General features: G+C 71.8%; 12 protein-coding genes. 5 read left to right on the top strand and 7 right to left on the bottom strand.

All coding sequences use genetic code 11. From position 1 onward, the window contains the following. Nucleotides 1-2 precede the first annotated feature (2 nt). Nucleotides 3-683, top strand: a complete 681-nt coding sequence (locus tag OG927_RS29325; protein ID WP_056790547.1) for an HAD family hydrolase — start codon at nt 3-5, stop codon at nt 681-683. 110 nt (nt 684-793) lie between these two features. Here the strand turns inward: OG927_RS29325 and dhaL are convergent, their stop codons facing one another. Both dhaL and OG927_RS29315 read right to left on the bottom strand, forming a co-directional pair. Then, nucleotides 794-1,459 carry a dihydroxyacetone kinase subunit DhaL gene (gene dhaL / locus OG927_RS29320; protein WP_330321055.1) on the bottom strand — a complete coding sequence of 222 codons (666 nt, stop codon included), beginning with the start codon at nt 1,457-1,459 and terminating at the stop codon, nt 794-796. A gap of 94 nt (nt 1,460-1,553) precedes the next feature. Continuing rightward, complete coding sequence (locus tag OG927_RS29315) at nt 1,554-2,552, bottom strand: dihydroxyacetone kinase subunit DhaK (protein ID WP_330321054.1); 999 nt, start codon at nt 2,550-2,552, stop codon at nt 1,554-1,556. Between the two features lie 539 nt (nt 2,553-3,091). Here OG927_RS29315 and OG927_RS29310 point away from each other — a divergent pair. Both OG927_RS29310 and glpK read left to right on the top strand, forming a co-directional pair. Further along, nucleotides 3,092-3,937, top strand: coding sequence for an MIP/aquaporin family protein (locus OG927_RS29310; RefSeq protein WP_056790557.1), 846 nt, complete (start codon nt 3,092-3,094; stop codon nt 3,935-3,937). 26 nt (nt 3,938-3,963) lie between these two features. Then, complete coding sequence (glpK, locus tag OG927_RS29305; RefSeq protein ID WP_056790560.1) at nt 3,964-5,481, top strand: glycerol kinase GlpK; 1,518 nt, start codon at nt 3,964-3,966, stop codon at nt 5,479-5,481. Nucleotides 5,482-5,595: 114 nt separating this feature from the next. On the opposite strand, the gene OG927_RS29300 is transcribed toward glpK, so the two are convergent. The 3 genes from OG927_RS29300 to OG927_RS29290 form a co-directional block, all read right to left on the bottom strand. Next, nucleotides 5,596-6,219, bottom strand: a complete 624-nt coding sequence (locus OG927_RS29300) for a DUF998 domain-containing protein (protein ID WP_209469252.1) — start codon at nt 6,217-6,219, stop codon at nt 5,596-5,598. Between the two features lie 409 nt (nt 6,220-6,628). Then, entirely contained in the window at nt 6,629-7,825 is a 1,197-nt protein-coding gene (locus OG927_RS29295) for an MBL fold metallo-hydrolase (RefSeq protein WP_330321053.1), read from the bottom strand. 114 nt (nt 7,826-7,939) lie between these two features. Next, nucleotides 7,940-8,380: a PPOX class F420-dependent oxidoreductase gene (locus OG927_RS29290; protein WP_056790568.1), complete on the bottom strand. Its 441-nt coding sequence runs from the start codon at nt 8,378-8,380 to the stop codon at nt 7,940-7,942. 255 nt (nt 8,381-8,635) lie between these two features. On the opposite strand from OG927_RS29290, the gene OG927_RS29285 reads away from it, so the two are divergent. Then, nucleotides 8,636-9,835, top strand: a complete 1,200-nt coding sequence (locus tag OG927_RS29285; RefSeq protein WP_056790571.1) for a glutamate dehydrogenase — start codon at nt 8,636-8,638, stop codon at nt 9,833-9,835. A gap of 50 nt (nt 9,836-9,885) precedes the next feature. Beyond that, nucleotides 9,886-10,497 carry a TetR/AcrR family transcriptional regulator gene (locus tag OG927_RS29280; RefSeq protein ID WP_330321052.1) on the top strand — a complete coding sequence of 204 codons (612 nt, stop codon included), beginning with the start codon at nt 9,886-9,888 and terminating at the stop codon, nt 10,495-10,497. Between the two features lie 114 nt (nt 10,498-10,611). Here OG927_RS29280 and OG927_RS29275 read toward each other — a convergent pair whose 3' ends face one another. Beyond that, the gene (locus tag OG927_RS29275) at nt 10,612-11,613 is read right to left on the bottom strand and encodes a DUF6745 domain-containing protein (protein WP_056790635.1); all 1,002 of its coding nucleotides are present in this window, start codon (nt 11,611-11,613) and stop codon (nt 10,612-10,614) included. A gap of 140 nt (nt 11,614-11,753) precedes the next feature. After that, nucleotides 11,754-12,080 carry a hypothetical protein gene (locus OG927_RS29270; protein WP_330321051.1) on the bottom strand — a complete coding sequence of 109 codons (327 nt, stop codon included), beginning with the start codon at nt 12,078-12,080 and terminating at the stop codon, nt 11,754-11,756. Between the last annotated feature and the right edge of the window lie 133 nt (nt 12,081-12,213).

Below are 12,213 nucleotides of genomic sequence, written 5' to 3'. Positions count from 1 at the left end.
CAATGACAGCTCATAACATCCTTTCGTGGTCCCCGTCCGCCGTCGTCTTCGACTGCGACGGAACCCTGATGGACACGGAACGACACTGGCAGGACGCCCGGAACATCACGTTCCGGATGTTCGGCCTCAAGCCACCGGCCGGATTCGCCGACCGCGCGAAAGGCGTGCACTACACCGAGTGCGGCGCGCTCATGGCCGACGAGACCGGCAAACCGGAACTGGCGGATGACCTGGCCGCCACGCTCCTCACCACCTTCACCTCACTGGTCGACCAGGACCCCGTCACCATGCCCGGGGCCGCCGCGCTCGTCCGGCTGGCAGCACGCCACCTCCCGCTCGCCGTGGCCAGCAACTGCCCGCGGGAGGTGGTGGAGTCGTGCCTCGACCGCGCCGGGCTCCTCAGCTCCTTCAGTCATGTCGTGGTCGCCGGCGAGGGCGTACGACCGAAGCCGGAACCCGACGTCTACAGAGCGGCCGCCCGCCTCTGCGGCGCTCCGCCCGAAGAGGCACTGGCGGTGGAGGACTCGCTCACGGGCATGGAATCGGCCCGCCGTGCGGGCCTCCGCGTCATCGGCGTCGGGCCGTGCCCGCCCGGCCCGGAGTCGGGGCAGGCCGACCTGTGGGTCGCCAGCCTTGCCGACCGTGAGCTGGTGTGGTGGGCCCGGAGCCGGATCGGCGCGTAGAGCGGTCCGGGCGGCCAAGGCCCTTGGCCCTTCGGCGAACGGGGGTGTGCGGGAACACCAGTGGCGCGAGCGTCGGTGACCGGCCGGGGCGGCGGCCGGTGGCCGTGCGGTCAGCCGGGCTCCGGGGCGGGCGCCAGGGCGCGTACGGCGCCGTTGGCGGAGGCGAAGAACAGCGCGACGCCCACCGCTCCGGGATCCGGAATGCCCGACGCCCGTTCACCGAGGTAGCTGGCCCGGCCCATGCGCGCCGCCAGGGACGCCGTGTCCCGCACCCCCTGCCACGCGCCGTCCGCCGCCGCGGCCAGAGCCGTTGCGGGCGACGCGCCCTCTGCCGCCCGCAACGCGGCGACGGCCGGAGTCAGCGCGTCGACCAGTGTCTTGTCCCCCGGCGAGGCGTCACCCACACGGCGGATCGCGGCCAGACCCTGGGCGGCACCCTCGGCGAGGGCGGCCGTCGTCAGAGTGGGCCCGGATCCTGCTGCGGCCCTGCTCAACGCCTGGAACAGCAGACCGAACAGCGGGCCGCTGGTTCCCCCGATCTCGTCGAGGAAGGCGGTGGCCATGGCGCCCAGCGGCTCCGCCGGTCCGACCGGCCCGCCCATCCGGTCGAGCAGCGGCCCGGCGGCACTGACACCGGCAGCGAGGTTGGTCCCGAAGTCGCCGTCCCCGGCCTGCTGGTCGAGCGCGGTCAGCTCGGCCTCGGTGGCGTACACCGACTCCGCGAAGCGGCGCATCCAGTCGCGGGTCCGCAAGCCGTCGAAGGTGTCGGTCGTCATGAGGCGGTCCTCCTGCTCCTGTCACGGCCCGACGAAACCCGGTCCGACGGTCCGTGACAGCCCGACGGGCCCCGGTCCGCCGGGAGCCTCTCGCTCACCAGCTCAACGCCGGGGTACGGACCGGCGCATCGTAGAAGTCCAGCGTGTCGCCGTCGGCGACCATGAGAGTCAGGGAGAAGCCCCGCATGTCGAGCGCCGTGACGTAGTTGCCGACGAGGTGACGGGCGAGCCGCACCCGCCGGGCGTCGAGGACCCGGCCCAGTTCGCCGAAGATGCCGTACAGCTCCAGAGAGGTGACCGAGCCCAGCCCATTGACGAGGGCGACGACCGGATCGTCCGGCCCGGGGCGCAGCGCGTCCAGCAGAGCGCCCGCCATGTCCTCCACCAACGCCCCCACACGCCCCTGACTCCTGGTGCGGTCGGCACGTTCACCGTGGATTCCTACCCCGTACTCCAGTTCGCCGGGCAGCAGCCCGAACGCCGGCTCGCCGGTGGCCGGTGCGTGGTGGGCGGCGGAGGCGGCGGCGAGTGTCCGGCACCGGCTGGTCACGGCGGTGCCGAGTTCCGCCAGCGCGTCGAGTCCCATGCCGGTGTCCGCGGCGCCGCCCAGGACCTTTTCCACCAGCATCGTGGCGCCCGTGCCACGGCGCCCGGCGGCGACTCCCTCGGAGTCGGAGGCCAGGTCGTCGTCGACGAGCACGCGCGCGCAGGCGATCCCTGCGTCGGCGAGCCGCTCGGCCGCGATACCGAAGTTGATCCGGTCACCCGTGTAGTTCTTGACGATGTGCAGCACGCCTGCCGGGCCCGCGACCGCGCCGGAGGCCCGGAAGATCTGCCGGTTGTGGGGGGAGGCGAACACCCTGCCGGGGCAGGCGGCGTCGAGCATGCCCGCGCCGACGTATCCGGCGTGCAGCGGCTCGTGTCCCGAGCCGCCGCCCGAGAGGAGACCCACTTGCCGTGCCGCAGAACTGTGCCGGGCGGTGAAGAATCCGTCGACGGGGTCGTGGGCCACGAGGTCCGCATGGGCACGGGCGAAGCCGGACAGCGCGTCGGGGACAAGGTCACCGGGGCCGTTCTCGAAGTACCCGGCCATACGCCGCACTCCTTCCGTCCCCGGTCCGGAGGCGGGACGGGCCGGCCTCCGGACGCGAACTCCATGGTGCGGGTGACGATGCGCAAACGGCAACTCGCGGAGCGTATCGGCCGGGTGGTGGGCACTGCGGCCCGGCCGGGCCGCCGGGCGTCCGTGGAGCGCACCGGCACGGGGCTTCGGTTTCGGGCGGGTTCCGGCCGCGGAAGGGCCGGCCGACGAGGTCGGGGCACCCGTGCGGGTGAGCCGGAGGACCCGTCACGGGCCGGTGGCAGCCGGCTCCGCGGACGCGGGCCGCGCGTGGGTCGTCGTACGCCGGCTCCGCGCGGTGTCGGCGCTCGTCGTCTCGGAAGCGGCGGGATCGAGGCTTCTCCGAGGTGCCGCGCGCCGGCTCACCTGCCGCACGCCCTCGGGTGCCGTCGGCCGGCAGGCGGCCACCGGAAGAGATTCGCCCTGATATGCACCCTTCTCGGATGCGCTTTAGCCTGCTCATATCGCGGGGGTAGTCGACGGCCGGTTCAGCCGGCGGAGGGCGAGCTTCCATGGCTGGAAGGCGTGCAGGATCGGAATTGCTGGGCGAGTTGTCGGCCGAGTTCGTGGGCACGATGATCCTCATCCTCTTCGGATGCGGAGTGGTGGCCCAGGTGGCGGCGGGCGGTGCTCTGACGGATCCACCCGGCGGTCTCGGGGACCACGACAGCATCGCCTGGGCGTGGGGTCTGGGCGTCACCCTGGGTGTCTATGTGGCGGCCCGGCTGAGCGGTGCGCATCTCAATCCCGCGGTGACCCTCTCACTCGCGGCGTTCAAGGGGTTCCCGTGGAGCAAGGTCGCTCCCTACGCCCTGGCCCAGACGGCCGGCGCCTTCGTCGCCGCTCTCCTCGTCCGGTGGAACTACAGCGAGGCACTGGCGAAGGCCGACCCCGGACACACGGTCAAGACGCAGACGGTGTTCTCCACACTCCCCGCCAACGGCAACCCCGCTCTACCGGTTCACGAATGGGGCGCGTTCCGCGACCAGGTCATCGGGACCGCCATCCTGTTGCTGCTCATCATGGCCATCACCGACATGCTGAACACTCCTCCGGGCGCGAACCTGGGGCCGTTCGTCATCGGCCTGGTCGTGGTCGCGATCGGGATGGCCTGGGGAACCAACGCGGGATACGCGATCAACCCCGCCCGGGACTTCGGCCCCCGGCTGGCGAGCTTCATCACCGGCTACGGCGGAGCGTGGCGGGACCAGTACGGAAACCTCTACTTCTGGGTACCCATCGTGGGCCCCCTGGTCGGCGGCCTGCTCGGCGCCGGACTCTACAAGGGTCTCGTCGGCCGGTTCCTGCCGTCCGCGGCACCCGAGCCGCCGGGACGTGTCCCGGCCCCCAAGGACTGACGACACCGGCCGAGAGGCGGCACATCATGGCGGATTTCATCGGCGCGGTGGATCAGGGAACCACCAGCACCCGATTCATGATCTTCGACCACGGCGGCAACGAAGTCGCCAAACACCAGCTGGAACACGCCCAGATCCTGCCCCGCTCCGGCTGGGTGGAACACGATCCGGTGGAGATCTGGGAGCGCACCAACTCGGTGATGCAGAACGCCCTGCGGTACGGCGGTCTGTCGCCGAGCGACCTGGTGGCCATCGGGATCACCAACCAGCGCGAGACCACAGTGGTATGGGACCGGCGCAACGGACAGCCCTACTACAACGCCATCGTGTGGCAGGACACCCGCACGGACACCATCGCGGCGAACCTCGAACGCTCGGGACGCGGCGATGTCATCCGCCGCAAGGCGGGCCTGCCTCCGGCGACGTACTTCTCCGCCGGAAAGATCCAGTGGATCCTGGAGAACGTCGACGGCGTACGGGAAGCGGCCGAGGCGGGCCACGCGGTCTTCGGCAACACGGACGCCTGGGTGCTGTGGAATCTGACTGGCGGCCCCGACGGCGGTATCCACGCCACCGACGTGACCAACGCGAGCCGCACCATGCTGATGAACCTGGAGACCCTCGACTGGGACGACGAGCTCCTCGGCTTCTTCGGCATCCCCCGGGCGATGCTGCCCACCATCAACCCCTCGTCGCACCCGGAGGCCTACGGCGCGACCCGCACCTCCCGGCCGCTGCGCGCCGCCATTCCGATCGGAGGGGTGCTCGGCGACCAGCAGGCGGCCACCGTCGGGCAGGTCTGCTTCTCTCCCGGCGAGGCCAAGAACACCTACGGCACGGGCAACTTCCTGGTGCTCAACACCGGCACGGAACTGGTCCGCTCCCAGCACGGTCTCCTCACCACCGTGGCCTACCAGTTCGGTGACAGCCCCGTGGTCTACGCGCTGGAGGGTTCCATCGCGGTGACCGGCTCCGCGGTGCAGTGGCTGCGCGACCAGATGAAGATCATCAAGAACGCGGCGGAGAGCGAAGTGCTCGCCCGTACGGTCGACGACAACGGCGGCATGTACTTCGTCCCGGCGTTCTCGGGCCTGTTCGCCCCCTACTGGCGCTCCGACGCGCGGGGCGCGATCGTCGGGCTGGCCAGGTACAACGACAACGGCCACCTGGCGCGGGCGACCCTGGAGGCCATCTGCTACCAGAGCCGCGATGTGGTGGAGGCCATGGAGCAGGACTCCGGCGTCCACCTCGACGTGCTCAAGGTCGACGGCGGTGTCACGGCCAACAACCTCTGCATGCAGATCCAGGCCGACATCCTCGGCGTCCCGGTCAGCCGGCCCGTCGTCGCGGAGACGACCGCGCTCGGCGCCGCCTACGCGGCCGGGCTGGCCACGGGCTTCTGGCGGGACACCGACGAACTGCGCACCCACTGGAACGAGTCCGAACGGTGGTCCCCCCAGTGGTCCGACGAACAGCGCGCGGACGGGTACGCGGGCTGGAAGAGGGCCGTGGAACGCACACTCGACTGGGTGCAGGTCCCCTGACGGTCATCGTTTCAGGCGGACCCGAGGGCCTCCTCGGCCGGACCGGCTCGTCCGTCCGGCCGAGGAGCGCCGGGGTGAGCGGCACGTGCCTGCGCCACGACAGCGGGGCAGAAGTCAGTACCGGGCGCAGGAGACGACCACGACGAGGGGCCAGAAGGCCTGGGCGAAGGTGATGACGCGCTCGGCGGCTCCGGCGGTGTCGAGCAGGAAGAGAGCGAGCAGGAACCACGCCCCGCCGAGCCACATCAGCACGGACGCTCCGACGGACGGCCCGGGCCGCAGACCCCACGGCGCCTCCCTTGCGCCCGCCGGGGCCACCCGCCCCGGCGGGCGCCGCAGGTCAACGGGGCCGCGCCGCACGGCCAGGACCGGCCAGACCGCCAGCAGCGAGAATCCCAACGCCACCACCGCCCCGTGCGCGAACGAGCCGCCGCTGCTCGGCGCAGGGAACAGCGCGAGCAGTATGGCCGAGACTCCGCCGCCCGCCAGCGCCAGGCGTCCGAAGAAGGCGGCGGGGCGCAGCCCGCAGGCGGTGATCACGTAACAGGCACCCAGCGCGAGCACGGCCGACGTCATCACCCAGTACCCGCCGGCCCCGTCGGCGGCAAGGACACTGATCGTCGCCGAGGCCGGATCGTAGCCGGGCCCGTGCAACTGCGCCGAGACCGACCAGCCTCCGATGAGCAGGATCGGAGCGCATACCGAGGAGAACAGGACCCACCAGGGGACAGATCGCATCGGAGAACGGTAGAACGCCGATCCCCGCAACTGCTGGCGCACACGCGGACAGTGCACCCGTGGAGCCGGGCGCGCGGGCGGCTCGCCCCTACCCCGCGGCGGATCGCCCGTGGGCCCACACCCGCGTGTGGCCCCGAAACCGCCGTTCGGGGCCACACGGATACGGGACGGCCGACACGGATACGGGACGGCGATTCGGGTCGCCGGTGCCCGGCCCGCATGCGCGCGCCGGAACCCGCACGGAGCTCAGGGGGAAGAAGCGCACCGCCGGGTGCCCGTCGCGGGGTGCCGTCGGCGGCCGCCCTCGTACGCTCCCTCCCCGCCCCCGCGCAACGTGCTACCCGCCCCCCGGGCGAGCCGCCCCCGGCACCCGGGCGAGCGGGTCGGCTCGGGCCTCGCCCTCCCTCACTTACCGCTCGCCGGCCAGGTCGACTTCTTCCCGATGGACCGGTGCCGCCTCCGTCACCTCGGAAAGACGCCACGGGTGCGCGATCGGTGCCGACACCGCACGCCACCACGGGTCCGTGGGCGGCTTGCCCGCCGGCTCGAAGGGCTCGCCCGGGAGGGGGAAGACAGCCGTCTGCCCCACCTCGTCGGCGGCGTCCTTCATCCACTCCCCCGGCTCCGCCCAGGCGTGCGGAGCCAGGTTGAAGGTGCCCCAGTGGATCGGCAGCAGCACACCGTGCGGCCGGCCTCCCTGCAGGTCGAGATGGGCCCGGACCCCCTCGGCGGGCGTCATGTGGATGTCCGGCCAGTACTCCGAGTAGGCGCCGACCTGGATCATGGTCGCGTCGAAGGGTCCGTGTTCGGCGCCGATGTCCTTGAAGCCGGAGAAGTAGCCGGTGTCACCGCTGTGGTAGATCCGGTGCTCCGGGCCCGCGACGGCCCATGACGCCCAGAGCGTGTGCTGTTGGTTGCGCAGGCCGCGCCCGCAGAAATGGCGCGCCGGGGTGGCGGTGAGGCTGATCCCGGCGATCCGTACGGTCTCGTTCCAGTCGAGTTCGTGGATCCTGTCGAGGGGCACGCCCCACTGCTCGAGATGGGCTCCGACCCCGAGCGGCACGGCGAAGACGGTGTCCGTCCCGGCCAGGGCCCTGACCGTGGGCAGGTCGAGGTGGTCGTAGTGGTCGTGGGAGATCACGACGACGTCGACGGCCCCGAGCACGGCCAGCGGCAGCGGCACGGGGTGCAGCCGCTTGGGCCCGGCGAAGGCGAAGGGCGAACAGCGCTCGCCCCAGACGGGGTCGAAGAGCACCCGTCGGCCGTCGATCTCGGCGAGCACGCTGGAGTGTCCCATCCAGGTCAGCCGCAGACCCGTCGCGGGCGGGCGGGCGAGGTCGGCGACGGTGGTGGCGTGCACGGGCACGGTACCGGCCGGCGACCTGCGGGCCCGCTGCTCCCGCTGGAAGTACACCTTGGCGAATTCGAGCATGGAACCGGAGGGCCTGGTGCGTGCCCCCTCCGGATTCCGGAAGACCCCGTCGGCGAAATTCGGCGAGCGGCGGATGCGCTCCATGCGCGCACCGGCCGGATCCGCTCCGAAGGCGTCGGGGCGCAGCGAACGAAGTCGCGTACGGAGCGAAGGCTGATTGTCTGCGCCGGTCACAACATCTCCTGAGGGAGTCGGTGTCGTCTCATTATGGTCGGGAGGTGGGGACGGGCGAGAGCTCGACGGTGAACGGAGCAACGCCGAGCGCGCCCCGCACCGGGCACATGCACGTCAGGCACGCGGCTGGCCGTACACGTGCTCGATCCGCAGCGTCAGGAGGACCCTGCCGTCCTCGACCATCGCGCGTCGGTAGTCGTCCCAGTCGGGGTGCTCGCCCTTGACGTCCCGGTAGAGCGTGATCAGTTGTTCCACGGTCGCGTCGTCGCGCTCGGCGGCGGGCGGGGTCAGTTCGGCCGTGGCGTCGACGACGGTCCAGGCCCACCGGTCGTCGCTGGTCACGTGGTAGCTCGCCCGCGGATCGCGACGGAGATTGCGCGTCTTGGCCCGGCCCTCGGTGATGGACACCCGGATCACCCCTTCGTCGGGGTAGTAGGCGTGGTTCACGTTGGACAGCTGGGGCCTGCCGTCCCGCCTGAGGGTGACGAGCACCCCGCCGTCGTGCTCGCCGATGAGTCGGAGCAGCGCTTCGTGCCCGCGTTCGATGGCCGTCATGCCGACTCCAACGTCCGTACCGACCGCAGGATTCCGCATCCGGTGCCCGTGAATGTCACATCCGGGGGTCACCCGTCCGTCGCTCGGGGTGAGAACCGTCCGAAGGCGTCGACCCGGCGTCCGACCGTGACCTTCTGTGCTCCGCCGACTCCGGTGCGCTCCTCGTCCGGCCGGCGGAAAGCTCTTTGACAGGCGTGCCGCCCTCTCCAGATACTGACCGACTGTTCAGTAGGACCGACCCAGGAGCCATGTGTGATGACGCCCGCTTCCCCTGCCCCTCATATCTCTCTGACCTGGACGGACCACGTCACCGGCACCCGGGGGTACCTGGTCGTGGACCGCCTGGTGCGTGGGGTGTCCAGTGGCGGACTGCGGATGCGGCAGGGGTGCACCCTCGAAGAGGTGGCGGGTCTGGCCCGTGGCATGACCATGAAGGAGGCTCTGCACTTCGACGCCGAGGACACCGGGGCGGCATACGTCCCGCTGGGCGGCGCGAAGGGCGGCATCGACCTCGATCCACGCGCCCCCGAGGCGTACGGGGTGCTGCTCCGCTATCTGCGGGCGATGCGCCCCTACATCGAGAGCGTCTGGACGACCGGCGAGGATCTCGGGCTGACCCAGGACCTCGTTGACCGTGCTGCGGCCGAGGCGGGGCTGGTCTCCACGATCCAGGCGGTCTATCCGCTCCTGGACGACGAGGCGGCGGCCCGGCGGCGGCTCGCGGACGCGTTCGCCGTCACGGTGGACGGGATCGGGCTGGACGAGCTGGTCGGAGGGTGCGGGGTCGCGGAGTCCGCGCTCGCCGCACTGGACCGGGCGGGAGTCGCGTACGGCGATGCGCGGGTGTCCGTACAGGGCCTGGGAACCATGGGCGGCGCGACGGCACGCTTCCTGTCCCGGGCGGGGCTCACGGTCGTCGCGGTCGCCGACGTCAAGGGGACGATCGGCAACCCGGCGGGCCTGGACGTCGAGGCGCTGCTCGCCGCGCGGGACGCCTACGGGACGGTGGACCGCGGCGCGTTGCGGGCCGGGGACCGCGAGCTGCCCCCCGACGCGTGGCTGGCGGCGGACGCCGAGGTGCTGGTCCCGGCGGCCGTCTCGTACGCCGTGGACGCGGGGAACCAGGCCTTGATCACGGCCCGTTGGGTGATCGAGGCGGCCAACATGCCGGTACTGCCCGAGGCGGAGGAGCTGCTCCGTCGGCGCGGGATCACGGTGTTGCCCGACGTGGTCGTCAACTCCGGTACGAACGCGTGGTGGTGGTGGACACTGTTCGGAGACATCGGGGCGGACGCGGACGAGGCGTTCACGCACACCCGCCGCGCGATGCGGGCCCTGATCGACCGGATGCTGTCCCGGGCGGAGGCCGACGGCTGCACGCCGCGGGCGGCCGCGCACGCGATCGTCTCGGAACGGCTGCCGGTGATGGCGGAGCGGTTCGGTTGGTACCGGTAGGGGCGCGGGCGGTCCGCTGCCCGTTCGGGCGCATTGGTTAGGGTGAGTGCGTGGCGAGGGTACGACTGAGCGTGGCGGAGCGACGCGAGGAGCTTCTGCGCGCTGCTGTCGAACAGATCGAGGTGCGGGGTGTCTCCGCGACACGGATCGCCGACGTCGCCTCGGTCCTCGGCGTGAGCAACGCGCTGGTGCTCTATCACTTCTCCACCAAGGAGAAGCTGGTGGCGGCGGCGTTCGCGTACGCCGCGGAGGCCGATCTGGCCCATCTGCGTAGGCTGCTGACCCGCCGCACCAGCGCGGTGCGGCGGCTGCGGGCGGCTGTGCGCTGGTACGCACCGACGGGCCAGGCCAAGGGCTGGCGGTTGTGGATCGAGGGATGGGCGGCCTCCCTGCGCGATCCTGTGCTGCGCGAGGTGGCAGGCGATCTCGACCAGCAGTGGAAGGCGGAGCTGGCCGAGGTGATCGAGGAGGGCGCCGCCGCCGGCGAGTTCCACTGCGACGACCCGATGTCCGTGGCCTGGCGGCTGACCGCGCTCCTGGACGGCTTGGCCGTCCAGATGACGTCGTACGCGGGTCCGCTCTCCCGGGCGACGATGCTGCAGTGGACCGAGGAGGCGCTCGCCCGCGAACTCGGCATCGAGCACGCGGCGCTGACGGCCTGACCGGTCACCCCGCAGTCCCGGACCGCAGACCGAAGAGCGAGGACCGCAGACCGCAGACCGCAGGGAACGGGCCACCGAGGTACGGGCCGCCGAGGTACGGGCGAACGACCCCGGTCAGGTCTGGCGCACCGGGGCGTAGACATCACCGTCCAGACCGAAGGTCCAGGCCACCCCCTCCTTGGCCGTCCTGGTCCGCGGCGGCACCCGCAGCCAGTACGTGCGGCTGGTCCCGTCCGGCTCCGGGGTCGAATTGACCACCTCGACCATCACGACGTCCTCGTCGCCGTCCAGCGCGATCCGCCAGAGGATGCCGGTCTCGTCACGGTGCACCGGCTCGGCGCCGGATTCGGTGAGGTAGCGGTCGTACCCGTAGTACTCCAGCATCACGCGGCGCAGCTCCGCGTTCTCCTCGGCCCGTATCCGGTCGGGGGTCAAGGACGCCAGTCCGTCGAGGAATTCAGCCGGCACGGGCATGCCGCGCCAGGCGTGCAGTGCGAAACCGTCACGGTAGGCGAGGGCAGGCCCGTCGCCCCGGTCGAGCCGGCCGGCCTCGTCCCGGTGGAGTGCCACGGGTCGTTCACTGATCACCACGGCGCGCTCGTAGGGCCACCACCAGCCGGCGTTCCTGGCGACCTCGGCCAGTCCGGTCAGCCGGTCGCCCCGGCCGTCGAAGGCGGCGAGCCATGCCGCGTCGTGCTGGCCGAGGACCGCGTCCAGCAGGAGCAGGCGCACGGCCGACTCGTCCTCGGGCCGCACGGCGAGCTCCGCCACGACCCCGGCACGTATGCGATCGGCCAGCGCGGCCGTGGTCTCCCACAGCTGTGCCCCGGTGGCGGACCACAGTGCGGACCAGCCGGCCGGGCCCAGTTCGTCGTACATCCGGCGACGCTCCTCCGCCCAGGGGCGGGTGCGGACGTCCTCGCGCACCGAGCACCCCGCGTCGACGAGCTTCTCGACCACCTCGACGGCCGCTCTGGGCGAGTCCGCCCAGATGATGCGCTCCGGCTCGGCGAGGCCGGCGCTGCGATAGGCGAGCCGCACCCCGTCCTCGGCGGCTCCCCGGTCGGCCGCGCCCGTCGCCGCCGCCACGGCCCGCCATGCGTTCACGTACTGCATCGGTGTTCCCCGTCCCCTGTCCTGGTCTGCTGGTACGCGCGTCACCGCGTCGTCCACATCGATCTCGTTCACCCGCACCGGGCTCGCTCGCCCGGCTCCATCGCGGTACCGCGTCACCATCGCGTCCACCGTCGCGACGGTCAGTCCGCGACCATGCGGACGGCCCCCGGTGCGTACTCCCGCTGGCGCACCACGCGGAACCAGCCCTTCGGCAGTCCTATCGCCGCGTGCTCCTCGTGCACCACCCGCCCCCCGTCGGGGAGATGGAGCATCATCGGGCCGAACGGCCCGGCCTCACGCATCAGCCGGCCCGGCCCCTGCACCGCATGGGCGTGCCCGGTGACCTCACCCAGCGCCAGCACCAGCCGCCCCCGCCCGTCGCGCAGTTCACCCGTCGCGTCGAGGAAGGGCGCGGGCACCTCCGACTCGTCCAACGCCACGATCAGTACATCGCCCTGCCGGTACACAGACGTCTCCCCTCCGTGGCAGCACCCGCTGTGCCGGCCACGGATGGAACGCTACGACGGGGGTCTGACAACCGGTCTCGGCTCAGGCCCGGTTCCATCGATGTCAGTGGGGCTTGATACACCTTGCGGACAA

This window comes from Streptomyces clavifer, assembly GCF_036345975.1.
In the GTDB taxonomy this organism is placed as follows: domain Bacteria; phylum Actinomycetota; class Actinomycetes; order Streptomycetales; family Streptomycetaceae; genus Streptomyces; species Streptomyces clavifer.
Note: the sequence above shows the minus strand (reverse complement) of the source record. Positions and strands in the feature narration are given on the sequence as shown.

Bases quoted from the DNA above. Each gene is read 5' to 3' on its own strand.
- OG927_RS29310 (WP_056790557.1), top strand. From the start codon at position 3,092: ATGGCTGGAAGGCGTGCAGGATCGGAATTGCTGGGCGAGTTGTCGGCC.
- OG927_RS29275 (WP_056790635.1), bottom strand. From the start codon at position 11,613: ATGCAGTACGTGAACGCATGGCGGGCCGTGGCGGCGGCGACGGGCGCG.
- glpK (WP_056790560.1), top strand. From the start codon at position 3,964: ATGGCGGATTTCATCGGCGCGGTGGATCAGGGAACCACCAGCACCCGA.
- OG927_RS29290 (WP_056790568.1), bottom strand. From the start codon at position 8,380: ATGACGGCCATCGAACGCGGGCACGAAGCGCTGCTCCGACTCATCGGC.
- dhaL (WP_330321055.1), bottom strand. From the start codon at position 1,459: ATGACGACCGACACCTTCGACGGCTTGCGGACCCGCGACTGGATGCGC.
- OG927_RS29285 (WP_056790571.1), top strand. From the start codon at position 8,636: ATGACGCCCGCTTCCCCTGCCCCTCATATCTCTCTGACCTGGACGGAC.
- OG927_RS29300 (WP_209469252.1), bottom strand. From the start codon at position 6,219: ATGCGATCTGTCCCCTGGTGGGTCCTGTTCTCCTCGGTATGCGCTCCG.
- OG927_RS29315 (WP_330321054.1), bottom strand. From the start codon at position 2,552: ATGGCCGGGTACTTCGAGAACGGCCCCGGTGACCTTGTCCCCGACGCG.
- OG927_RS29325 (WP_056790547.1), top strand. From the start codon at position 3: ATGACAGCTCATAACATCCTTTCGTGGTCCCCGTCCGCCGTCGTCTTC.